Here is a 25672-nt window from a genome sequence, read left to right as displayed (position 1 = left end):
GCATCGTTAAAGTATGCAGGTACGGTGATAACCGCTTCGGTGACTTTCTCACCCAAGAACTCTTCTGCGGTTTTCTTCATTTTCTTCAATACTTCAGCAGAAATTTGCGGTGGCGCTTTTTTATCGCCATCGATTTCTACCCATGCATCGCCATTGTCCGCTTTGACAATGTTATAAGGCATGATGCCGATGTCGCGCTGAACTTCGTCATCTTGGAAACGACGACCAATCAAACGCTTAATCGCAAACAAGGTTTTATTGGGATTAGTAACTGCTTGGCGTTTTGCCGGCGCACCTACCAAAGTTTCGCCATCGTCGGTAAATGCGACCACAGATGGAGTGGTGCGATCCCCTTCACCGTTTTCAATAACACGTGGTTTGCCGCCGTCTAAAACCGCGACACATGAGTTTGTTGTACCCAAGTCAATGCCGATGATTTTACCCATAATTAATCTCCACTACTTCTATTCTGTTCAAACCGCTCTGGTTTGAGCGTTAATGATTTCGATAACTGTTATTTGGGGGCTACATTTAAAATTACAAGCCCTAAAACATAATTTCTCTTACAAATTATGCTTTTGTATCCACGCTGCCGTTACTATTGCGTGCCACCATCACCATGGCTGGGCGCAATAAACGTCCGTTGAGTTCATACCCTTTCTGCATAACGGCGATAATGGTGTTGTTTTTATGCTCTGCCGACTCTTGCATCGACATCGCTTGGTGCAGGTCTGGATTGAAAACCTCGCCTTCTTCGCCTACCGCTTTTACGCCGAACTTATCTAGCGTTGATGTCAGACTTTTATAGGTCAGCTCAATGCCTTCTAAAAAGCTTTTTAACTCTGGGTTTTCGGTATCAGCGGCTTGCATCGCGCGCTCAAGATTATCAACACTGGTGAGTAGTTCGTTGGCAAACTTCTCTAACGCAAATTTATGCGCCTTCTCCACATCCTGACTCGCGCGACGACGTACGTTTTCCATTTCCGCCTGACTACGCAATACTGACTCTTTTTGCTCGTTCACTTTGGCTTCGGCCTTGGTCAAAGCGAGCTCAAGCTCCGCGATACGGTCCGCTTGATTGTCCGCTGCCGCAGCTGTTTGCTGTTGGGTTTCCGGCTGCTCATCGCTACCTAACGCTTGCTCAGCTGCTTTCTCGGCTGCTTCTTTCGCAGCCTCTTGTTGAGCGGCTTCTTGTGCTTGCTGCTCAAAGTTTTCGGTTGTTTGCTTCGATTGCTTATCACTCATAACCCATACTCTTTAAATGTCCAATGAACGTATGCGTTGTTATGTGGGGATAGTCGGATTAAGATTCAAGACCTTTATTTCGCTTGATAAAAATTAACGCAACACGTAGCGTTAACTAACGACTTGAGGACAGCGGTAAGCCCTATGACACAACCCGCATTTAAGCGCGTCGCGCTATTAGGAAAAATTAATGATACTGGCACTCGCCATACGCTTGAGGCGCTTATCAGTGCCTTGTGTGAAAGCCAGTATGAAGTTTGTTTGGAAGAACGCTGCGCAACCCAAGTGAAACCAGGCAGTTGTATCGATACAGGCTCGCTCGAAAAGCTCGGTGAGTGGGCCGATATTGCCGTGGTAGTAGGCGGAGATGGCAATATGCTCGGTGCCGCTCGCGCATTGTGTGACCATGATGTGGCGGTTATTGGAGTAAATCGCGGTAACCTGGGCTTCTTAACTGATTTAGCACCGGAGGACGCGGTGAGCGCGCTGATGGATGTATTGGCAGGCAAGTATGTGAGAGAAGAACGATTTCTCCTCTCTGCCTCGGTGAAGGGCGAATCGATCAAGCAACAAGGGGTGGCGGTGAACGAGATCGTGCTCCACTCTGACAAAGTCGCACACATGATCGAATTTGAACTGTACGTGGATGACCAGTTTGTCTTTTCGCAACGCTCTGATGGCGTTATTGTCGCCACACCAACCGGCTCTACAGCGTATTCACTTTCGGGTGGAGGCCCCATTTTACATCCCAATTTGAACGCTATTACCTTAGTTCCGATGTTCCCCCATACGCTGAGTAGCCGTCCTATAGTGCTCGACGCAAACTCACAAGTGCGACTGCGAGCCGCCAAAGACAACGATCATTTACAAATCAGTTGTGATGGTCATGGGCGCCTCGATGTGATGCCGGGAGATGAAGTGATTATCGAAAAACACCCTCACACGCTGACCATGGTGCACCCAACAACACACAGCTACTATCACGTTCTGCGTAATAAGCTCGGCTGGGGCAGTCGTCTTTTCTAGCTGACTAAAAAAAAGTCACTCGCTGCATTGCATTTGAACAATAATACTGTATAACTACTGTATATACTGTATAAGCAAACAGTGTTACTGTTATTTTTATTGTGAGGAGCCCAGCCATGTTGACTGAGTTACACATTCGCAATTTTGCAATCGTCAAGCAGTTAGATATTGAATTTAAAAATGGAATGACAGCCATCACGGGCGAAACCGGTGCGGGTAAATCTATCGCGCTTGATGCGCTCGGGCTATGCCTAGGCGGACGTGCCGATGCCAACTGGGTAAGACCCGGTTGCGATAAGACCGATATCAGTGCCCGCTTCACCATTACCCGCGAGAGCCCTGCCCATCGCTGGCTCATCAACAACGAGCTCGACGATGATTTAGAGTGTGTTTTACGTCGCACCATCAGTAAAGATGGGCGTTCACGCGCTTGGGTCAATGGCGCCCCCGTTACGCTGACACAACAACGTACCTTAGCCCCGACTTTGGTCAATATTCATGGCCAACATGAGCACCAGTTACTCGTAAAGGAAGAACACCAACGCGAGTTACTCGATCAATTTGCACAACACGGTGAACTGATTACAGAGGTGCAAAACTGCTATCGAAACTGGGCGAGCACCGAAAAACGCTTTCGCCAACATCAACAGCGTAAAGAAGAGTTATCAGCTCAGAAGCAACTGTTAAGTTACCAAGTTAAAGAACTGAATGAGTGTAATATCGCTGACGGTGAATTTGAACAACTCGAAAGTGATCATAAACGGCTGACTCATGTTCGCGCTTTGACTGAAAACAGCGCCTTTGCTTTAAATGCACTCTATGATGGAGAGCACAATAATGTGTCAGGACTCATTCAAGCAGCGCATGGGCGGCTAGAGGAATCCGCCGAACTCGATGAACAGATTCAACCAATTCTGGCATTACTTGAACAAGCTAAAGTTCACATCGAGGAAACCGCTTTGGAACTGCGTAATTATCAAGAGCAGCTTGATATTGATCCCGAGCAACTTGAACTCACTGAGCAGCGCATGAGTCAAGCGATTGCCCTTGCTAAGAAGCATCACGTTGCTCCAATCGACTTGTATCAACATCATCAACAGTTACAACAACAGTTAGATGAACTCGAACGCGCCGAGGAAGACAACCAACAGTTAGTCGAACAGCGTCAAGCATTACGTAGTCAATATCGGCAAGCAGCACTTAAGTTATCGACGAGCCGCAAACAAGCAGCTGATAACCTGGGTGCAGAAATTTCCCGCGCCATGAATAAGTTGAATATGCCCCATGGTGAATTTGTCATCCAGGTCAATCATGACGACAAAGCCACAGCAACACTCTGGGGCACCGATGAAATCTGTTTTACCGTCACCACCAACCCTGGGCAGCCCCTACAAGCACTGAGTAAAGTTGCATCAGGTGGGGAACTATCACGTATTAGCCTTGCCATACAGGTCATGTGTGCCAATCAAAATACGGTACCTACCATGATGTTCGACGAAGTCGATGTAGGCGTCAGCGGCCCTACCGCAGCAGTTGTCGGTTCGATGTTACGTAGTCTCGGCGAGCAGTGCCAAATTATCTGTGTAACTCACCTACCGCAAGTTGCTGCGAAGGGGCATCATCAGATGCAGGTACTCAAGCAAACCGATGGCGCACAAACAGAAACACACGTTTGGCAGCTTAATGAAGAACAACGAATCGATGAGCTGGCTCGCCTGTTAGGCGGCGATAGCATTACCGAAAAGACTAAAGATAACGCGCGTGAGTTACTTATTCATTAAGTTTTCCTACGCCAACGCTAGCTAACTCGGTTTTGTTTGTTTATCATCGGTGACAACATTTAACGGTAAGAGTAGTTAATGAAACAAATCGGAAAAACTTTGGCCGCTGTAGCGGTCGTCGCAGGCCTATCAGGTTGCTCTGTATTAAATGACTGGGTGTATCGTATTGATATTCCCCAAGGCAACTACCTCGAACAGCGCGATGTCGATAAGCTACGTATCGGTATGACACAAGAACAAGTCGCTTTCGTGTTGGGTCGCCCTGTGGCGGAGAACAGTTTTAACAGTGACCGTTGGGTCTATGTATATGATATGAATCCAAACGAGGGCAAGCCGTTTCGAAAGGAGTTAGTTCTAGACTTTAACGAAGGACAACTTGCCAGTTTATCGGGTGACTTTGATAAACCAGAAAACTTCGACACACCGCTCGATCAGTAACGGTTTAAAGCCCTATGACGCAACCGCTCAGAGAAGAGCTCGGTGAAGTTGTAAAGAGCCCAAAAGATTCACGGAACTTTCGTGCCATGAGACTGCAAAATGGACTGTCAGTTTTATGCGTGCAGATTCCGAACAGTAAAAAGGCGTCTGCCGCACTCGCCGTCAGAGCGGGTCATTTCAATGATCCGCTTGAGACTCAAGGTCTTGCTCATTTTCTCGAGCATATGCTCTTTTTAGGCAACAGCCAGTACCCTGACCCCAACGAATTTCCAGAGTTTTTAAGTGCCTATGGCGGCCAACAAAATGCATGGACAGGGTCTGAATTCTGTAACTTCTTTTTTGATTGTCAAACGCGTGCCCTATCCCGCGCACTCGATTACTTTTCTGCGATGTTTACGGCGCCGCTATTCGACGAGGCATTGATCAGAAAAGAGCGTCAATCCATCGAGTCGGAGTTCCGTTTAAAGGAAAAAGATGAATTACGCCGCCTTTATCAAGTGCATAAATCGACATGTAATCCTGAACATCCTTTTAGCAAATTCTCAGTGGGTAATTTAGATACGCTAGTCGAAAATAATAGCCAGACCTTACAAGAACAACTGCGCGAATTTTTCGAGACCTATTTTAATGCCGACAATATGCGTTTAACGATCGTCGGTGCTCAATCCGTTGATGACTTAGCCCAACTTGCCGAGCAGCACTTTGCCAAACTTCCGAGCGGCAAAGCGAACAATCCGCAACAATTAGAGGCGTTACCACTCTACTTACCCACGCAAATGGGTGTTTATATTCAGGTCAAACCGGTCAATCCAGCACGACGGTTGATTATCACTCTACCGTTGCCGGGCATCGATGATGATTACAATAACAAGACCACCAGTTTTATTGCTCACATCCTCGGTTATGAAGGCCCATATAGCCTATACGCTGCGTTAAGAGCGCAAGGTTGGGTAAATAGCCTGTCGGCGGGTGGAGGCATGAGTGGCAGTGGCTACAAAGATTTCAATATTAATATTCAACTGACAGAGGACGGTGTAAACAACGCGTTTCAGGTCGCGCAAACAGTCTTCAACTACATCCGTAAAATTAAAAACGAAGGCCTCGAAACGTGGCGCTACGAAGAAAAACGGTTAACTTCAGAGCTTTCTTTTCATTTTCAGGAAAGTCCGCCAGCAGGCGAGCTAGCGCCGCAACTTTCGGTCAATGCGCACCATTATCCCATACACGACGTTGTTTACGGCGATTACCGTATGGATGGGCTCTCGATTCAACGCGCGAAAAGCACGCTTGATCTTATGGCTCCTGAGCGAGCGCGTATCACGTTAATCCATTGTGATGTAGACACTGATCGGCAAACCGAGCTGTACCATACGCCATACAGCATCCGAGCTTTGTCGGCAGATGAACTGGCAATACTTAGGGCTGCGCGCTTGCCGATTGATATCCGACTTCCTGCACAAAACCCTTACATTACAGACCATATGGAACCCTACCCATTGGAGCGTAAAGCCAACGAGCCCAACGCTGTGATCAACAAAAATGGGATCACCATTTGGCATTTTCAGGACCCTGACTTCAGGGTGCCCAAGGGTCATATTTATCTCAACCTAGAGTCCCCAACCGTTAATCAATCCGCCACGCATTTTGCGGTTGCACGGCTTTGGTCTGAACTACTTATCGACTCACTGAATGAGGCTTTATACGATGCTGAAGTTGCTGGATTGCACTTTAATATCTACCCGACTCAGTCAGGTATGACGATCCATACAATGGGTCTATCCGCAGGCCAGCTTCCGCTGCTTAAACAGTTGATGAAGCAAGCATGGAAGATCAAGTTTCAACGCAATCGTTTTACCGCCGTTGCGCAGCAATTACAACAGAATTGGCAATCGGCGCACAAAAATCAGCCACTGAATCGACTATTTGCCGAGCTCAACTTAACGCTACAGCCACGCTTGTTTGCCCTACACGATATGGCAGAAGGACTGGGCGACTTAAATTATAAAGCGTTTTCTCAAATGAGCAGTGAATTGTTTAAGTCGATGACTGTTTCGGCACTGATTCACGGTGACTGGAGAGCAAAAACCGCCTTAGAGCTACATCAGTTAATCAGCGAGAGCGCCGAGGGACGTTTAACCGCGCAGCCACCGCAACTCAGTCCAACGCGACTTGGACCAGGCGAAGTGCGCAAGCAGACCGTCGCCCAAACAACAGACGACAATGCTACCTTAGTATATTTCCAAGGTGATAACGATAGCCCTGAACAGCAAATTACATGGATGTTGGCGCAGCAACTATTAAATGCAGGCCTATTTGACGAACTACGCACTCAGCGTCAACTGGGCTACGTAGTGGGCAGCCAATATTTCCCCGTGCGCCGTCTCCCTGGCTTTATGGTGTTTATCCAATCACCTACGCACGAGCCAGACCAGCTGCACCAACAAATTCTCTCCGTACTCGCTGAGAAAGTGGCGCAATTAGATGACCTTTTGACTTTACAACGTTGGAAGCATGCTAAACATACTCTGGCGGAACAACTGACGGTTAATGACCGCAGTTTACGCACCCGTAGCCAAAGGTTTTGGGGAGCGATTCAAATGGGCGAGACTCACTTCGAGCGTAATCATGAAATGAGTCAGGCACTGGAACAGTTACAACTCTCTGATTGGCTTAATGAGATCAGACGTTTAATTATTGAACAACCAAGACAAATTGTATTGTTATCGTGCCAGCAGTAAGGGTTATAATAGCTTTGACAGATTTTTGTCTTTAAGTTAGCGTAACACTCAATTAACAAATTATAAGAGCTGTAGAGCAGCCATTAATCAGGTCCTTAAGTTGCGTGTCCCATTCATCATCTTAGCTAGCCTTGTTTATTTCGCATTGGCTACTTTTAGTCCGCATTCGCTTGCGCATGATACACCTCACGCGACCGCGCAACTCGACGCGCCCATTATTGACGTTGTTTCAGGCCCACTCGGCTTTCTGTGGTTAGCCACCCCACAAGCTGTCTACCGCTTCGACGGCTCCAGCTTACGTAAAATTGAGCTGACCGACGGCGTTACCGGCAAGAATGTTCTCGAAGTCCACGGCTTAACGAACAATCAAGATCAGTCCCTACTCATTGGCAGCAGTCTCGGTATTTATGCTTTACCATTCAGATCACATGATTTGGAGGCCGCTTTAGTATTGCAAAGCGATCACCTCCTCGATACCGGTATTCAACAGATCACTGCGATTGCAGGTTCACCACTTATCGCGCAAAACCAAAATGCACTGTTAATCGAGCATCAAGGAGAATTGTTGCCACAGCCTTTGCAGTACGATGATGAAGCCGTTCAATCCATTCGGTTTATCAAACCCATTAATGACTGGATCTGGCTTGCCGAAGGACGCGACATTTACGTTTGGGATGGTCTAGGCAGTAACCTATTTAAGTTAACTATCGAAAACCCAATTACCGCTAAGCTTCCCGAAGGACGTCTAATTGATATAGAACTTACCGATAACGGGGTGTATTTGCTCTACAGCGAATTCATCGTTCAACTCGATAGCAGCTACCGCTTGGTGCATATTCAACCGTTAGACCTACTAGATATCCAAGGTGCGGTGTTACAACTCAGTCTCGCGCAGAAGCAAGCGCTGACCTTATTAACGTCATCTAATTTATATCGACTCAAATCGTCTGCAGAGGGCGCCATTGTCGCCCATTCATTTAATCCGACTAAGCATATTACAGGTCCTTGGCAACAATATTACTCTGACCACGGATTTAATGTGCTTATCAATAATCGCGGTGAGCTGGAGGTATTCAATGCGCCCGATCCATCTCAGGCTAAATTGTGGCTGAATGCCGAAGTGAGCTCATCAGGCGCAGTATACATAGACTACTCGAGACCTGCATTTAATCTCACACAACCACAAACTTTCGAATACCGTATTGATCCCATTCAAACGGCTTGGCAAAAAACATTTCAGCCACTACAAGCGCTAAAGATTAAGAACTTAACAGAGGGTGAATATACTTTGTTAGTGCGCGCAACGCTGCCAGCTCAAGACACCAAAGTGATCGAACAAAAAAGTTTCATTATCGATACAGCTGGCTTTAGTTCAATACACTACAGTTATGCAGGCTTAGCGTTCTTACTGACTGGACTTGTCATTGGTTACTACTTTATTGCAACCAAGCTCAAAGCCTACCGTAAACTCCAAGGTGATCACACGTCGTTGCATCAAATGTTAGAAGGTACGCAACAGCAAATGTGGACGTGGCATATACCCAAGAATGAAGTCGAACGCATGCACATTTGGACACATTGCGCTCAGTTTCCACTCGATGGTGTACGCTTCGGTCGCCATCAACATGAAGAAAGTAACATACACCCCGAGGATATTCGTCAACTGGTTACAACGCTAGAGCGCGTAAAATCAGGTGAATTAGCTCACTATCAGAGCACCTACCGACTAAAAAACGAGCAAAAGTGGCTGTGGGTTTTAGAGCGTGGTGAAGTGGCACAAACGGATCTAGACGGCGTACCAATTAAAATTCAGGGCGTACTCAGTGATATTTCTGACATCATAAACAGTGATGAACGACTCGATATGTTAGCAACATCACTGACGAATATTTCTGATGGCATCTGCATCTTTGATCGCTTTTTCAGGAAGCGTGAGATCAATACCGCTTACGAACGCATTACCGGCTACGAACGCGCTCAAGTCATCGGTCAAGCATTCACGTTGGCCCATTATGATCGGGACTTCACTGATCAGATAAAACATACAGTACTCCGTCAAGGGCGTTGGTCGGGAGAAGTCACCGATTTTAAAGCCGATGGTTCAGAATTATTACTTGAACTCACACTCGATGCGGTGCGCACAGATAACGGGGATATCAAACTAATCGTCGCCAGTTTCTCCGATATTACCGAGCGCCGTAATACAGAGAATGAACTCCGACGGTTATCTAATACAGATAGCTTAACGGGCTTACCGAATCGCTCCTACTTCCAAGTCAGTCATTCTAATTTGGTACGCAAGCGTGTTTCTCATGCTTTGCTATTATTTGATTTGGACGACTTTAAACGAATTAACGACTCATTGGGTCACGAGGTCGGTGATGAACTCTTATGCCGAGTCGCTGATCGTTTGGCAGAATTAGGAAGACGGCAAGACACCCTGTACCGTCTTGGTGGCGATGAATTTGGTATCCTCGTTGAGGACAATACCGATATTAATGTCATCAGCTCCATTGCCCAACAAGTCAACACTGAAATAGCTAAGCCTTACCGTATAAAAGGACACGAGATTGCGTTAGGCAGCTCAATTGGCATTGTGCTTTATCCGCATGATGCGCATACCTCTCAAGAGTTGCTGCAAAAGGCGGATACAGCGATGTACCATGCCAAGCAACGGGGAGGTAACTGTTACCAATTCTTTAACGCATCGATGAACGAAAACGCGATCCAAAGATTAGTATTAGAAAGCCAAGTGCGTCATGCCATTCGCACCGAGCAAGTCGAAGTGTTTTACCAACCGAAAATGGAAATTGCGACGGGCCATATTTCAGGTATCGAGGCGCTGGCGCGAATTCGCGATGAATACGGGCAATTCATTAGCCCATCACAGTTTATCCCACTGTGCGAAGAAACCGGTCTGATTATTCCGCTCAGTGAACAAGTCTTACGTACGGCCTGTAGAGATATGCGCCAGCTACTCTCATTGCAAGGTGCGCCTCGCAGTGTCGCGATTAATCTATCAGCACGCCAATTTACTCAATCAAGTTTGGCCCTGTTCATTGAGCAAGTGTTGCAAGAAGAAAATATGCATCCTCGTCACATCGAATTTGAGATTACGGAAGGTATGGTGATGAGCGATCCTGAACGTGCTATTGCGATGCTAGAAAACCTCGCTGATATGGGCGTGCAACTTGCACTTGATGATTTTGGCACCGGGTATTCCTCACTCGCTTATCTCAAGCGTTTCCCAATGCATACGCTTAAAATCGATAAGGAGTTTGTTGACGACATTACCTTCGATGAACGCGACCGTAAGATGGTCGAATCCATAATCGGCATGGCCCATAATTTAGGACTGAAGGTTGTCGCTGAAGGTGTTGAACAAAAAGCTCAATTGGACATTCTGGAAAGATTACAATGCGAGTATATACAAGGTTTCTACTTCGCAAAACCGATGAGCGCCGAAGCGCTCATCGAATTCATTACTAAACAGCAGCCTGCCTACTCATAAAAGCGTTTGCCCTGCTCAGCCATTTGCTTCAGCAATGGTGCGGGTTGATAACGATCACCGCGTTTCTCTGCTAAACGCTCCATACGCTTCACAATACTGCCAATGCCCTCGGCATCCATATACCGGAACGGGCCGCCACGGAATGGCGGGAAACCAATACCGAATACCGAACCAATGTCACCGTCACGTGCACTGCGAATAATGCCCTCTTGCAAGCAGTAAGCCGCTTCGTTAAGCATTGGCAACACACATAGCTCAGCAATTTCATCACCTTCATGCTTAGCTTGTGGTTCAATATTCAGTAGACTATACACTGATTTATCAACCGGCTTGCCTTTCACACCTTTGCCATATTGATAGAAGCCTTTGTTGTTTTTCTTACCCTTACGACCATCATCAATCAGTTTGTCGAAAGCCGCAGGTGCCTCAAAGCGTGTACCCAGTTCTTTTACAAGGATCGGCGCAACTTTCGCGGCGACATCGATTCCTACCTCATCCAATAACGTAATTGGACCGACTGGAAAGCCAAATTTAACCAAAGACTTATCAATATGCTCAATCGGCTCGCCCGCGATCAACAAACGCGCCGCTTCGTTCATGTAAGGCGCTAAGATGCGGTTAACAAAGAAACCGGCACCGTCTTTGACAACGATAGGTGTTTTGCCTTGCTTTTTAGCCAACGCGACCGTCGTCGCAATGGTTTCCTTTGACGTATTTTCGTGGGTAATAATTTCCGCGAGTGGCATTTTATCGACAGGCGAAAAGTAATGCAGACCAATGACACGATCGGGGTGTTGAGCGCCCTCGGCGATCTGTGTGATCGGCAACGAGCTGGTATTGGTCGCGAAAATCACGCCGTCCTTTCCATGTTGCTCGACATCAGCGACCATTTTTTTCTTCAGGTCGAGATCTTCGAACACGGCTTCAATCACCACATCAACACGGTCAAACCCGGAGTAATCCAACGAACCGCTCAGCGAAAGCATGGTTTTCTCTAACTCCGCACGACGCATATGACGGCGTTTAACTTTCTTATTCAAACGCTCGTAGCTGTAATGCAGTGCATGAGTAATACCCTCAGGACTAATATCCTTGATACGCGCTGGGATACCGGCTTTCGCCGCAGTAACAAAGGCAATACCACCGCCCATCAAACCGCCGCCTAACACGCCCACACGCTTAATATCAGCTGGCTTAACACCATCCGCACCCGTCTCTTTCTTCATTTCTGTTGTGGCAAAGAAAATCTGTCTAAGCTGGTAAGACTCAGGGGTCATAGCGAGTTCACCGAAAGCGCGAGCCTCATAGTCAAGGCCCGCATCGCGACCCTTTTCAACGCCAGTTTTAACCGCCTTAATGATCTTATCAATGGCTGGATAATTGCCCTTCGCTTTAGCTTGCGCCTGCTCACCTGCTTTTTTATAGATGATGCCACGACCATAAGCGGTTGCCTCAAGCAACTTGCTCATGCCTTTTAGGTTCGCTTTTGAAGGTTTGGCCTTTGCCTTTTTAGCCTGTTTAACCGCAGCTTCTAGCAAGATTGATTGCGGTACAATTTCATCGACTAGACCCGCCTTGAGCGCTTGCTTAGCACGCAACTGTTTACCCGTTAAGATCATGGTGAGACCTTGCTGAACGCCCACCAACGCAGGTAACCGCTGTGTTCCGCCTGAACCGGGTAACAAGCCAAGTTGAACCTCAGGTAACCCCAATGCCGTTTTATCACTGTCAGTACACACTCGCACGTGACATGCCATGGCTAACTCAAGCCCACCACCTAAGCAGGCGCCATGGATAGCAGCAACAACCGGCACATTAAGCTGTTCGATACGATCAAACATCGCCTGACCTTTGCGTGCCAAACTCTCTGTATCAGCGGCGGTTTCACAGTCATTAATCATGTTAATGTCGGCACCGGCGATAAACGAGTCGGGTTTACCGCTTATAAATACAACACCTTTCAGCTCATTATTATCCTCAAGGCGGTTCATCAAACGACCCACCTCATCGGCAAAGCTATCTTTTAAGGTATTCATGCGTTCGCCGGGAACATCGATGGTAATTACCGCAATACCATCCTCTCGAATATCTAGATGAAATGCGTTATTGTCTGTCATTATTCGCTCTCCAAAATCATCGCTGCACCCAAGCCGCCCGCTGCGCAAGCTGTTGTCAATGCAGTTCCGCCGCCACGACGACGCAATTCATACAACATTTGTGTAATCATCCGTGTGCCCGTTGCTGCAAAGGGGTGTCCATAAGCAATCGAGCCACCCAGTACATTAAATTTATCCGGGTCAACTTCGCCAATTGCCGCATCACGTCCCAATTTTTCTTGCGCAAACTTCTTACTCGCAAACATTTTCAAGTTGGTCAGCGTTTGCGCCGCAAAGGCTTCATGCATATCGATCAACGTCAAATCATTGAGCGTCATACCCGCACGGTCTAGGGCGATAGGCGTCGCATAGCTCGGACCCATCAACATGTCCTGCTCGACTTCAAGTGCTGCGAAGGCATAGCTACGCAGGTAACCTAAAATCGGATAACCCAGCGCTTTGGCACGGCTTTCCGTCATCATTAACACCGCCGAAGCACCATCGGTCAGCGGCGTTGAATTAGCCGCTGTCACGGTGCCATGTTTTTTGTCAAACACAGGTTTGAGTTTACCGAGTTTCTCTAAAGAAGAATCGCCACGAATATTGTTATCTCGATCAATGTGCTTCTTATACGGCTCTGGGTAGGCAGTCATGACCTCCTCATCTAGGTAGCCTGCTTCCCACGCTTCGTGCGCGCGGCGGTGAGAATTCACCGTTAACTGGTCTTGATCCTCACGTGAGATATGATGGCTTTTTGCCATTTGCTCCGCAGTTTGTCCCATACTCAAGCCCGTTGAATACTCCGCCACTGCGGGCGGTACGGGGAGTAAGTCCTTAAGACCTAGTCGGCGCAGTATCGCGATCCGTTGACCCAAGCTCTTGGCTTTATTCAAATCAACCAGTGCCCGCCCCAGTTTTTTGCTAACGCCAATCGGCAACACTGACGATGAATCAGCGCCCCCGGCAATACCGATATCGACATGCCCCGCCATCATGGCTTCGGCGATATTAACCGCCGATTGGAAACTCGTAGCACAGGCACGGGTGACACTGTAAGCATCTGTTGACACGGGAAGCTCAGTGCCTAAAACAATCTCACGGGCAATATTAGGCGCCGCGGGCATCTGTACGACCTGTCCAAATACCAATTGCTGTACCAATTTACCGTCAATTCCCGTACGATTGATAAGCTCTTGGACGACCATTTTGCCGAGATCGACAGCGGGGATGCCATGAAAGTCTGTTGCCTGGCGTGCGAAAGGTGTTCTTAGTCCCGCAACGAAAGCAATGCGGTCCCCTTTCGGTGTTAGCAACCGTTCAGTTGCAGACATATGATTTCTCCATTAAAAATTAAGCGTCAAATACTGGTCTGACCACACAAGATGTTACAAATTCTAGCTGTTTAATCTACAGATTAAAACCTTGGTTTTCGTTAAAGTAGAGAACATCATTGAAAATAGCATGCTCAGCCTGCATAACAATACAGATGAGCACAAATCATTCGCAAAATAGATAGTATAAGCGGGAGCACCATGGCTGCTGAACAATTCAAACAACTGCAAGCATTTCTAGATAGTCAGGTATTGGGACAGCCCGAGTTCACCAAGAACTTGTTAATCGCGGTACTCGCAGATGGCCACCTACTTGTAGAGGGCCCTCCAGGACTTGCTAAAACCCGTGCGGTACAAGCGTTGGCGAAAGGTATCGAAGGCGACTTTCACCGCGTTCAATTTACCCCGGACCTCCTCCCTGCCGATTTAACCGGTACAGATATTTATCGACCTGAAACAGGCGCCTTTGACTTTCAACAAGGTCCATTGTTTCATAACCTCATTCTCGCCGATGAGATCAACCGAGCGCCGGCTAAAGTACAGTCAGCGCTGCTCGAAGCAATGGCTGAACGGCAAATTACCGTGGGTCAACGAAGCTATCCGTTATCCGACTTATTCATGGTGTTGGCAACGCAAAACCCACTTGAGCAGGAAGGTACCTATCCTCTGCCTGAGGCACAGCTAGACCGCTTTCTAATGCATCTAAACCTCGATTACCCCGATGCCGATACTGAATTGAAAATTTTACGTCTTACACGGGGCGAAGCCATTGATGGTCAAGCCACTATGCCCACGCCTCTGACGCAAGGGCAACTTTTTGAAGCTCGCACCCAAGTGATGCAGCTGTTCCTGGATGAGGCCGTCGAGCAGTATCTCGTGCAACTGGTTATGGCTACGCGAGTACCGGCGAATTACGATGAGACACTTGCTAGTTGGATAACCTATGGCGCGAGTCCACGAGCAACAATAGCACTCGAGCGCTGTGCACGAGCCAACGCATGGCTAAATGATCGCGACTTCGTCACCCCCGATGATGTCCGCGAAGTATTCTTTAATACGTTACGTCATCGCATCATTATTAGCTATCAGGCCGAAGCGGACGGTATTAGTCCAGACACTGTACTCGAACGTATTCTAGAACTTGTTCCATCGCCGTAATGATGATGCAAAGCTTAACCACTGAACAATGGCTTGAAAGATTGCATACCGATGGCTTGCAGCCCAGTATGCAAGAGCTAATGTACTATCGCACCAAGCTGCCAGCTTTTGCTCGTCACCAACGTCAGTTGCCCGCATCCTCGCAGTCTGGCGCTCTATTAAGCAAAACACGCGGGCGCGGTATGGAGTTTGATGAAGTACGTCATTATCAGCCAGGCGATGATGTTCGCTCAATCGATTGGCGCGTGACTGCACGGACCGGCAAAGCACATACGAAGCTCTATCGAGAGGAAAAGGATCGTCCTGTATATATTGTGGTTGATCTCGCGCTGACGCAACTGTTCGGTAGTCAATTGCTGTTTAAGTCAGTACAGGCGTGTCACCTTGCTTCTGCACTTGCGTGGCAGACCCTTCAACGAGGCGATAAAGTCGGCGGCATCATCAGTAATGGGTGGCTACAGAACGAGTACAAACCCAGTTTACAACACAAATCAGTGATGCACTTTTTGCATGGGCTGACGGAGATTCATCAAGATAGTTTGGCGCGCTGGCGTCAACAGACGCCTCCTCACGCAGCCCCGCTCGGCAAAAGTATCGACCATTTAACGCAACTGGTGAAGCCCGGCAGTCTCATCAACATTATCAGTGACTTTGAACACCTTAGTAACACGACACTGGAACAATTGGCGCGGTTGAACACTCGAAGTTCTGTGCGCACTTTTAAACTATTCGATCCGATGGAGCAGCAATTGCCGGAAGGCTACTCGAGTCAACCGCTGAGCGTGCATGACGGTGAGCGACAGGCGATGGTTAATCTAAATAATATGCGGCAACGCCGTGATTACCACCGACGTGCTGTGAGCGAGCTGGAGCAGTTATCAGAGCGCTTTAAACAGTATCGTTTACCCATGACTCAGGTGAGTTCTGCAATCGCCCTTGAGCAACAATGGCCTGAATTACGGTGAATACATGTCCGGTTTAATACAGCAACAAGCAGATATCAGTCAGTTAAAAGATATTGTTGAACCTCAGAGCGCCTCCTTTTTACCATTAGCAACGCCGATATGGATTATGTTAGTGCTGCTATTGGTCGTGATTTGCGTTACCACGGTTTATCTTTGGCGTGCGCGACAACAGCGCAAGCCGTTGCGTTATGCGCAACACGCAATAAGGCAACTTGAAAACCCTTCAGTCAAAGATATCACCTTCATAGCTAAGCGAGTCGCGTTGGTCTATTTTCCACGTCGTGAAATAGCCCAATTGAGTGGGCGCGCTTGGCTTGAGTTCTTAGGTGCCAATGAACAACGCCACAGCGAACTACTTAACAATGCTGACCGCTTGTTATTCCAACCAGGACACAGCGAATGGGTCGATCAATACCAACAGTTAGTAGTCGGGTGGCTTAGCCAGTCGCCTAGGAGGTTAACTCGCCATGTTTGAATTTGCCTGGCCGTGGCTGTTTTTACTCATCCCTTTGCCGCTGTTTGTGCGTTACTTCTTACCCAAGGCGCAGCAACACGCATCTGCAATCCGTATTCCTAATCTTCATGGATTAAGCGATGGTCACCGAGATGCGCGAGCGCGGCCATTCATGTGGGTACTCTTGTGGTTATGCTGGCTAATGATTGTAGCGACCGTCGCACGCCCTCAATGGTTGGGTGAGCCATTACCGGTTCGCAATGAAGGCCGTGAAATTATGTTAGCTGTTGATTTGTCCGGCTCCATGGAAATTGCCGACATGACGCTGAATGGGCGTAATGTTGATCGCTTGGAAATGGTTAAAGCCGTTTTAGGTGACTTTATTCAGCGGCGCACCGGTGACCGCCTTGGTCTCATTTTATTTGCCGATACTGCGTTTTTACAGACGCCGATCACCTACGACCGCAAAACCGTACAGCAAATGCTCGACGAATCTGTGCTGGGCTTAGTCGGCGAGCGAACCGCCATCGGCGACGCCATCGCACTCGCAGTCAAACGCTTCAAGGGTAAAGAAGAAACGAATCGCGTACTGGTACTTCTGACTGACGGACAGAATACAGCAGGCAACTTAACGCCAGAACAAGCCTTAGAGCTCGCTAAAGCCTATGACGTAAGGATTTATCCAATCGCCGTCGGTGCTGAAGAGGTCGTTGTAGACAGCGTATTCGGCCAACGTAAAGTCAATCCATCGCGCGATCTCGATGTACCTTTAATGCAGAACCTGGCTGAAGAAACGGGGGGTGAATACTTCCGTGCCCGCAGTACTGCGGAACTCGAACGCATTTATCAATTACTTGACGAATTGGAGCCCGTTCGAGGCGCAGAGCAACAGTTACGTCCAAGACAAGCCTTGTTTTTCTGGCCACTATCAGGCGCGCTCGTATTACTCACGTTGTTAAGTGTAATGCACTATCGACCATGGAGAAGTCAACATGGCTGATTTTCACTTTTTACGTCCAGCTTGGTTGCTCGCGCTGCTGCCTCTGGTATTTCTATATTGGCGTATTTTGTTTATCCGCAAACACCAATCAGGCTGGCATCAGTGGTTACCTAAACACCTATCCAATGTGCTGGTTGACAGTGCTGGGCAAGTTACCTTTTGGTCAGCACACCGGCTGGGACTTTTTTGGTTAGTCGCAGTAGTGGCGCTCAGTGGACCCACATGGGAGCGTTTGCCTCAACCCGTCTATCAACTCGATAGCGGACAGGTGGTCGTACTCGATATGTCTCCGTCATTACTCGCCGAGGACGTTAACCCTAATCGGCTGACTCGGGTGCGCTTTAAAGCCATGGACCTGGTCCGGTCCGGCCTCGATGGCGATACCGGACTTGTCGCTTACTCAGCGGATGCATTTACTATCAGCCCATTGACTGAAGACAATAATAACCTGCTCACGTTAATTCCGTCATTGGCGCCTGATATCATGCCGGCACCCGGTAATAATCCGTTACGCGCGCTTAAACATGCCAATCAGCTACTCACCAACGCAGGTTATGCTCAGGGTGACATATACTGGATTACCGATGGTGTCGATAGCCAAGACATGGCGGATGTGAGCAATTACCTACGCTCCACAGAGCACCGTGTTTCGATTCTTGGTGTCGGCACACCCGATGGCGCACCGATACGCGGCGAGGACGGCGCACTGGCAAAAGATAAGTATGGGCAAGTTGTAGTGGCTAAGCTGTACCCCGATCGCCTAGCGGACCTCGCTCAGCTCACGGGGGGCGTGTACGTCACCTCGACCTCAACTAACCAAGATATCGAGCAGCTGACCGCGTTAGAGCCGCTGTCACGCAAGGGCAAAGAAGGTGACAACCAGCAACAAGGTGATCAATGGCTTGATATCGGCCCCTTCCTTGCGCTACTACTTATCCCAATGGTTTTATTCAGTTGGCGCAAAGGCGGCACACTCGGCAGCTTTTTTATAGGAGTAGTGTTGATGTCCTTATCTACGCTTCCGAATACGGCATTGGCTCAAGAGCAAATGGAAAAACCAGGTTGGTGGTTAAATAACGAGCAGCAAGCGCAGCAGTTACTGGAATCAGGTCAATGGCGTGAGGCGGCAGAACGTTCACAAGCGCCTATGCGTAAGGGGGCGGCTTTGTACCGTAAGGGTGACTATGCCGCCGCTGCCGAGCAGTATGCGCAAGTCGATACGCCTGAGGGTTGGTACAACCGAGGTAACAGTTTAGCGCGTCAAGAACAATACCAAGCTGCCATCAATGCATATGACCAAGCGTTACTTAAGCGTCCCAACTGGGAGGCGGCACAAGCTAACCGTCACTTGATGGAGCAATTATTAGAGCAACAACAGCAAAAGCAAGGTCAGAAGAAAGGCGATAAAAATAAAGGTGAGCAGGAAAAAGACGATAGCCAGCAAGGACAAGGTCAAAATGACTCGGGGCAGCAACAGGGTCAGCAGCAAGGTGATGAACAAAGCCAGCAGCAGGGTCAGCAGTCCAATTCCCAGCCCCAAGATGACCCGCAGCGTCAGGAAAATAAGCAATCGCACGATCAGCAGCAAAAAGATGCTGAGGCATCTCAAAAGCAATCCGAACAGCAGAAACAGCAGCAGCAAAACGACCCTGCCCGACAACAACGAAGTCAGCAGACCGAGTTCAGTGATGACATTGATCCCGAGCGAGCGCGCCAATTAGAGCAATGGATGAATCGAGTGCCAGACGATCCGAGTTTACTGTTGCGGCGAAAAATGTATTTAGAAAGTCAACGTAGACAGCAGCAAGGCGTGCGTGACCCAGAAGGAGTAGAGCAAAAATGGTAAGTCGTTGGTATCACTTATGTATCACATTGGTGTTGATATTGGCATCGATCAGCGCTCATGCAGAGGTGACTAAAATCACCAGTACGGTCGACAAAAATCCGGTGATCGCAAAAGAGTCGTTTATATTGACTGTGACATTCAACGACGATGTACCTAACTCGGCTTTTCAGCCGGATATTTTATTAAACAACTTTGTTGTCGGTCGTACCAGCGTGAGTCGTCAAACATCGATTGTAAACGGTGACTTAAAGAAACTAACGCAATTTACCACGGTATTAGTGGCCCAGGAGCCAGGCGATTATCAAATACCGAGCATCAGTCTTGACGGGGCAAATTCTGATCCCATTACCATGACGGTCGTCGAGCCCGGTTCAGATGCCGCCAAGCGCAGCGATAAAGTGGCTTTTGTGGATGTATCGCTAGACACCTCGCAGGTATTTCTGCAACAGCCGATTCACTACATCGTAAGGCTCTACTTAGCCGCTGATCTTAATAAAGGTAACCTCGTTCCACCGCAAATGGACAATGCAGATATCCGCCAAATCGGCAAAGATGAGGAATTTAGTGAAATGAACCACGGTCGTCGCTACCGTGTTTATCAGCGCACTTATCAAATTACCCCCAATCAATCCGGTTCGTTTGAAATCGAGGGCGCCCGATTTGACGGCGAAGTATATGCATCAGGTCAACGCTCTATTTTCTCATCGTTTTCAAACACGCAGCCGGTCAGCGCCATTGCCGAAACGAAGACGGTTGAGGTCAAACCCATACCACAAAATTGGACCGGTCATTGGCTACCCAGTGACTTAGTGACTATCAGCCAAACCGTTAATCCAAAACAGGATAAATATAAAGTTGGTGACCCCATTTCGGTGTCACTGATGCTGACTGCCGTGGGTGTTAAACCCGAGCAGTTACCCGATATTAGTTACGATTACCCAGATAGCGTACGTATCTACCCTGATAAAGAGAATACCGACCAGTTTGTACGTAATGGCATCAATATCGCGCAGAAAACGCTTGAATACGCCATTGTGCCGCAACAACCAGGTGAAATAACGTTACCGGGTATTGAAGTGCCTTGGTTTAATACCAAAACCCAGCAACGCGCGATAGCGACAACGGATGATCTGACTTTTAATGTAGCGGGTTCGCCAATAGCCAACTCGACACCCACGCAGTCAACACAACAAGCCGCTGAAGCGCCGCGAGAAAACACACCAACAAGCGGTCAACAAGCATCTCAAGCGACCACTGATGCGCAATGGAATTATTGGCTTTGGATTGTAGTCGCCTTAATTATCGCCTTGGTGGTGAGCGTAGGTATCAATATCGTACTGTATAAGCGCCGTCATAAAGCGAGTCAGCTGCGACAAGTCGAAGACAAGGTCATACAGCCGATAACAAAAAATGAAGCGTGGCGTCAGTTTCAGCAAGCCTGCGCGAGTAACCAGCCTCAACGTGCTGAGCAAGCGTTAAAACGTTGGGCTCGTCAACGTTATCAACAACGCGTTACCACCCTTAACGATGTCGCTCGCTTTTTGGATTTAACAGATGAAAGCCATGTAGCTAGCGAGATTAATCAGCTTCAAGCAGCCCTGTACAGTGCACAACACACTAAGCAATGGTCACGCGGTAAGCAACTGTATCAAGCCGTTAGAACAGCTCAGCAACAACAGGCTAGCACGAAATCGAATACATCGCCTTTACCACCGATGTACCCGATGGACTCATAGTTCAGATTTGCCGCCGGCTCGACAAAAAAAAACCTGACATCATCATGTCAGGTTTTTTTGTTTTCGTCGTTAACATCGACGCTATGATTAGTCGTTAGACTGCAGGCGCGTAATAGAAGCCTGCTCGACTAACGTTTCAATAAACGCTTGCAACATTAACTGTGACTGACGATTCTGAAGTTGCTCAATAATCTGTTGGTTCGCTTCGGTTCCTTCAATGTTCGCTGCATTGACTTGTGTTAATGCAACCACCGCTGCGTCACCGTTTGGCATCTCAATCGTTGTCAATGCGGCTGAGCCATCAGCGGTTGGAGCCTCAGAGAACAACGCACGCAAGATCGCACGCGGATGGCTTTGGTTATCCATACCCACCGCGTCTAAGGTCAAATAATCCGCCTCAGGCTCGCCTTGCTCGCTCCACTGCTGCTTCCAAGCTTCTGCCTGTTCGAGCGCTAACGCTTGAGCCTTTTTCACGCGCAACTGCTGAACAATTTGGTCTCTCACCTGCTCTAACGGTTTAACCGCTTGCGGGTTGTGTGCCAACACACGCACCACGAGTGACCGGTCATCAGCTGTCTCGATAACATCACTATTCAACTTTTCTTCGATCAAATCGCGATTAAAGATACGGTTCAGTGTAGCTTCGTCGCTCAACGCGGTCGGTGCGTTTTGACGAGTAAAGAGATCGGACGTACGCACACTGGCACCAATCGCATCAGCCGCTGGCTCTAAAGTATCCGGTTGTTCGAAGCTAATTTCCGCAAGTTTTTGTTGTAACTCAAAATACTTATCATCAACCTGCTGAGATTTCAGTTTCTGACGAATTTCACCTGCGACTTGTTCGAATGGCGTCACTTCACCTGCGCGTAAATCAAGCAGTTTAATAATATGGAAACCAAACGATGTCTCGACAATCCCCGATACATCGCCCACGTTTTCAAGCGCAAAAGCTGCATTGTCAAAGTCTTCATCCATCGAACCTTTGGTAATCCAGTCTAAATCGCCACCCTGCTCAGCAGAAAAAGTATCATCTGAATATTTCGCTGCCACCTCAGCAAAATCCGCACCACTATTTAATTCAGCTAACGCTTCTTCTGCTTTAGCCTTCGCGTTATCAGTGCCATTTTCAATCAGAATATGAGCCACACGACGTTCTTCGTCAGTACGATACTGATCAATCGACCCATCGTAATATTCACGAACTTGCTCGTCACTGACCTCAACCTGATTATAAAGCGCTGCTTTTGAAAGCTGTACAAAAGCAACTTTCAATTGCTCAGGTGTTTGGAATTGTTGCTGGTTGTCATTGTAATAGTTTTCAATATCGCTATCACTGAGTTCGACCTGATCAACAAAGTTACCGTTCTCAGCAATGATGTATGCACCACTACGAGTTTGCTTCTGCAGGCGCTGAAGAGCCAACGCTTCGGCAGATAACGCGAACTCAGTTGAGCCAATCGCTTGGGCAATCTGGCTTCTGATCAAATCGTCGCGCAACACCGCAGCAAATTGCTCGGGTGTGTAACCTGCATTACGCAACGCCATCAAATAAATGTCGTTATCAAACTGGCCGGCGGAACGGAACGCTGGAATATCACGAATCTCTTGCTTTACACGCTCAGCAGAAACACGCATGCCGTGATCACGTGCATACTGGACTAGCAACTCTTGCTGTATAAGCTGCTCCAGTACGTTGGCACGCACTGACTGCATGTAACCCGGTTGCGAGCTAACCGCTTCGAACATATCACCAAACTGCTCTTGCAGACGGCTACGTTCATTTTCATAAGCTCGCTCTAGCGCTTGCTGACTAATTTCAGCATCGTTAACTTCTGCCACAGTGGTCGTAGCGCCACCGGTAACGTAGCTGCCTACGCCAGCTAAGGCAAAGGTCAATATAATCAGAACCAGAACGGCTTTCGCAGTAAAACTCTGCGACCCTTCTCTTATCCGCTCTAACATAATCAGGACTTCCTTCAATCGCTCATTTTAACGGTGCAGTATTATATCTAAACCGCTATAAATCGCATCCTTTAAAGCAAAAAATAACCCGAAGCGTCGGCTTCGGGTTACTCGTATCAACAAATAAAAAGCGCTTTAAAAAGCGCCTTTAATTAGTTTACTGCGTCTTTCAGAGCTTTACCGGCTTTGAAAGAAGGTACTTTAGCCGCAGCGATTTGAATAGTCTCGCCCGTTTGTGGGTTACGACCAGTGCGCGCAGAACGCTCGCGAACGCTGAAAGTACCGAAGCCAACCAATGCAACTTGGTCATCTTTTTTCAATGCTTCAGTTACTGCGTCGATCATTGAATCCAATGCACGACCCGCAGCAGCTTTAGAGATATCTGCACCTGCAGCGATTTTATCAATTAACTGAGACTTGTTCACAGTATCATCCCCTTCGATTGTTATTATCAAATTTCCGTGGTTCCATTCGGATTTTTAAATGGTCCGAATTTGTTATATCAAGCTTAGTTACTATCTTCAACACCATTTTCCGAACGATGTGACCATAGAAGCTACCCGGCAACTGATTACAACACCGGTATAAGCTTTAAACCTTAGGCTACCACAGTCGTAACAATTGAAAACCCTTTTTTGCTAAATTTTTAACGAAAAAATGCGGTCTGTAGAGCAATTACCCCGCTCGAGACCGCATTTGTCCGTTTCTATACCAAAAAACTGAGTTAAAAATTAAGCATTTGTTGGGTTACGTTCCAACGCCACCTCGAGTACCTCGTCAATCCATTTTACGGGTTGAATCTTGAGATCTTGCTTGACGTTATCTGCAATTTCTTTCAGATCGCGCTCATTATCTTTTGGAATTAACACATGCTTGATGCCACCGCGGTGCGCGGCTAACAGCTTTTCTTTCAAGCCACCAATCGCCAACACTTCGCCACGCAATGTGATCTCGCCGGTCATAGCCACCTCAGAACGCACAGGGATCTTTGTCAACGATGACACTAATGCGGTCACCATAGCGATACCTGCGCTCGGGCCGTCTTTAGGTGTCGCGCCTTCCGGCACGTGCACATGAATATCACGTTTCTCATGGAAATCTTCCGCAATGCCTAATTTATCAGCACGGCTTCTGACCACCGTGAGTGCGGTCTGAATAGACTCTTGCATGACATCGCCAAGCGACCCGGTCGAAGTAATCTTGCCTTTACCCGCGACGTTGGTGGCTTCAATTGTTAACAAGTCACCGCCCACTTCTGTCCATGCGAGACCTGTGACCTGACCAATTTGGTTGGCCTCTTCCGCTTTACCGTAATCAAAGCGCTGCACACCCAAGAAATCACTGAGGTTGTCTTGGTTAATCGTCACTTTAGTGATGGATTTATCTAGCAAAATCGTCTTAACCGCTTTACGGCATAAGCGCGAAAGCTCGCGCTCTAAGTTACGTACGCCCGCTTCGCGGGTGTAATAACGAATGATGCCGAGAATCGCGCTATCTTCAACGTCAATCTCTTTCTTCTTCAGCCCATTACGATCAATTTGCTTAGGTAACAAGTGACGTTTCGCAATGTTGAGTTTCTCATCTTCGGTATAACCCGATAAACGAATCACCTCCATGCGGTCCAGTAACGGCGCTGGAATATTCATGCTATTTGACGTCGCAACAAACATCACATCAGATAAGTCATAATCGACTTCCATGTAATGATCGTTGAAATTAACGTTCTGCTCGGGATCTAAGACTTCCAACAACGCTGACGCCGGATCGCCTCGCATATCTGACGACATCTTGTCGATTTCATCAAGCAAGAACAATGGATTACGTACACCCACTTTTGACATCTTTTGAATTAACTTGCCTGGCATAGAACCGATATATGTTCGACGATGACCGCGTATCTCAGCTTCATCACGCACGCCGCCTAGCGCCATGCGTACGTACTTACGCCCCGTCGCTTTGGCAATCGATTGACCCAACGATGTTTTACCAACACCGGGTGGGCCCACCAAACAAAGAATCGCGCCCTTTACTTTGGATGTGCGTTGTTGAACGGCAAGATACTCAATAATACGTTCTTTGACTTTCTCTAGACCATAGTGGTCTTCGTCCAAGATACGCTCAGCATTGCCTAAATCTTTCTTAATGCGTGACTTTTTCTTCCACGGGATGGATACCATCCAGTCAATATAGCCCCGCACAACGGTCGCTTCCGCAGACATCGGCGACATCATCTTCAGCTTAGAAAGCTCCGCCTCGACTTTTTCACGGGCCTCCGCAGGCATGTGTGCATCGTCGATTTTTTGCTGCAATTGTTCAAACTCGTCAACACCACCTTCGCTTTCGCCAAGCTCTTTCTGAATGGCTTTCATTTGCTCATTCAGATAA

The 25672-nt window shown here is 47.9% G+C and carries 18 protein-coding genes; 11 read left to right on the top strand and 7 right to left on the bottom strand.

Going from position 1 to position 25672, the window contains the following annotated elements:
* Positions 1-446: Hsp70 family protein (locus B2X00_RS09035; protein WP_290487239.1), on the bottom strand; the 446-nt coding region annotated here is incomplete at its 3' end.
* Between the two features lie 124 nt (positions 447-570).
* Positions 571-1245 (bottom strand): nucleotide exchange factor GrpE, encoded by a 675-nt coding sequence (gene grpE / locus B2X00_RS09030; RefSeq protein ID WP_290487238.1) that lies wholly within the window; start codon positions 1243-1245, stop codon positions 571-573.
* Between the two features lie 144 nt (positions 1246-1389).
* Between grpE and nadK the strand changes: the two genes are divergently transcribed.
* The 5 genes from nadK (at position 1390) to B2X00_RS09005 (ending at position 10739) form a co-directional block, all read left to right on the top strand.
* Entirely contained in the window at positions 1390-2271 is an 882-nt protein-coding gene (gene nadK, locus B2X00_RS09025) for an NAD(+) kinase (protein ID WP_290487237.1), read from the top strand.
* 116 nt (positions 2272-2387) lie between these two features.
* Complete coding sequence (recN, locus tag B2X00_RS09020; protein WP_290487236.1) at positions 2388-4052, top strand: DNA repair protein RecN; 1665 nt, start codon at positions 2388-2390, stop codon at positions 4050-4052.
* Positions 4053-4130: 78 nt separating this feature from the next.
* Positions 4131-4490 (top strand): outer membrane protein assembly factor BamE, encoded by a 360-nt coding sequence (locus B2X00_RS09015; protein ID WP_071463539.1) that lies wholly within the window; start codon positions 4131-4133, stop codon positions 4488-4490.
* Between the two features lie 86 nt (positions 4491-4576).
* Positions 4577-7228 (top strand): insulinase family protein, encoded by a 2652-nt coding sequence (locus B2X00_RS09010; RefSeq protein ID WP_290487235.1) that lies wholly within the window; start codon positions 4577-4579, stop codon positions 7226-7228.
* Positions 7229-7328: 100 nt separating this feature from the next.
* Positions 7329-10739, top strand: coding sequence for an EAL domain-containing protein (locus B2X00_RS09005; RefSeq protein WP_290487234.1), 3411 nt, complete (start codon positions 7329-7331; stop codon positions 10737-10739).
* Here the strand turns inward: B2X00_RS09005 and fadJ are convergent.
* Together fadJ and fadI are read right to left on the bottom strand one after the other, a co-directional pair.
* Complete coding sequence (fadJ, locus tag B2X00_RS09000; protein ID WP_290487233.1) at positions 10730-12856, bottom strand: fatty acid oxidation complex subunit alpha FadJ; 2127 nt, start codon at positions 12854-12856, stop codon at positions 10730-10732. The two genes, B2X00_RS09005 and fadJ, sit on opposite strands and share 10 nt — an antisense overlap.
* Entirely contained in the window at positions 12856-14166 is a 1311-nt protein-coding gene (gene fadI / locus B2X00_RS08995; RefSeq protein WP_290487232.1) for an acetyl-CoA C-acyltransferase FadI, read from the bottom strand. The genes fadJ and fadI overlap by 1 nt, the downstream gene beginning before the upstream one ends.
* Before the next feature lie 201 nt (positions 14167-14367).
* Here fadI and B2X00_RS08990 point away from each other — a divergent pair, with 201 nt between their 5' ends.
* The 6 genes from B2X00_RS08990 to B2X00_RS08965 are packed head-to-tail and all read left to right on the top strand — an operon-like array spanning position 14368 to position 21325.
* A complete protein-coding gene (locus B2X00_RS08990) occupies positions 14368-15324 on the top strand; it encodes an AAA family ATPase (protein ID WP_290487231.1) in 957 nt (318 codons plus the stop codon).
* A complete protein-coding gene (locus tag B2X00_RS08985) occupies positions 15324-16289 on the top strand; it encodes a DUF58 domain-containing protein (protein ID WP_290487230.1) in 966 nt (321 codons plus the stop codon). The genes B2X00_RS08990 and B2X00_RS08985 overlap by 1 nt, the downstream gene beginning before the upstream one ends.
* A gap of 4 nt (positions 16290-16293) precedes the next feature.
* On the top strand, positions 16294-16764 hold the full coding sequence (locus tag B2X00_RS08980) for a DUF4381 domain-containing protein (RefSeq protein WP_290487229.1): 471 nt from the start codon (positions 16294-16296) through the stop codon (positions 16762-16764).
* Complete coding sequence (locus B2X00_RS08975) at positions 16757-17743, top strand: vWA domain-containing protein (protein WP_290487228.1); 987 nt, start codon at positions 16757-16759, stop codon at positions 17741-17743. The genes B2X00_RS08980 and B2X00_RS08975 overlap by 8 nt, the downstream gene beginning before the upstream one ends.
* Positions 17736-19589 (top strand): vWA domain-containing protein, encoded by a 1854-nt coding sequence (locus tag B2X00_RS08970; RefSeq protein WP_290487227.1) that lies wholly within the window; start codon positions 17736-17738, stop codon positions 19587-19589. The genes B2X00_RS08975 and B2X00_RS08970 overlap by 8 nt, the downstream gene beginning before the upstream one ends.
* Positions 19583-21325: a BatD family protein gene (locus B2X00_RS08965; RefSeq protein WP_290487226.1), complete on the top strand. Its 1743-nt coding sequence runs from the start codon at positions 19583-19585 to the stop codon at positions 21323-21325. Before B2X00_RS08970 ends, B2X00_RS08965 begins: the two co-directional genes overlap by 7 nt.
* 87 nt (positions 21326-21412) lie before the next feature.
* Here B2X00_RS08965 and B2X00_RS08960 read toward each other — a convergent pair whose 3' ends face one another.
* The 3 genes from B2X00_RS08960 to lon form a co-directional block, all read right to left on the bottom strand.
* Positions 21413-23287 carry a SurA N-terminal domain-containing protein gene (locus B2X00_RS08960; RefSeq protein ID WP_290487225.1) on the bottom strand — a complete coding sequence of 625 codons (1875 nt, stop codon included), beginning with the start codon at positions 23285-23287 and terminating at the stop codon, positions 21413-21415.
* Between the two features lie 152 nt (positions 23288-23439).
* A complete protein-coding gene (gene hupB / locus B2X00_RS08955) occupies positions 23440-23730 on the bottom strand; it encodes a nucleoid-associated protein HU-beta (protein WP_157981515.1) in 291 nt (96 codons plus the stop codon).
* 288 nt (positions 23731-24018) lie between these two features.
* The coding region (lon, locus tag B2X00_RS08950; RefSeq protein WP_290487224.1) for an endopeptidase La at positions 24019-25672 on the bottom strand (1654 nt) is incomplete at its 5' end.

It is taken from the genome of Idiomarina sp. UBA3162, assembly GCF_002364475.1.
GTDB lineage: Bacteria > Pseudomonadota > Gammaproteobacteria > Enterobacterales > Alteromonadaceae > Idiomarina.
The sequence above is the reverse complement of the archived record's forward strand: the minus strand, read 5'-3'. Positions and strand labels throughout refer to the sequence as shown.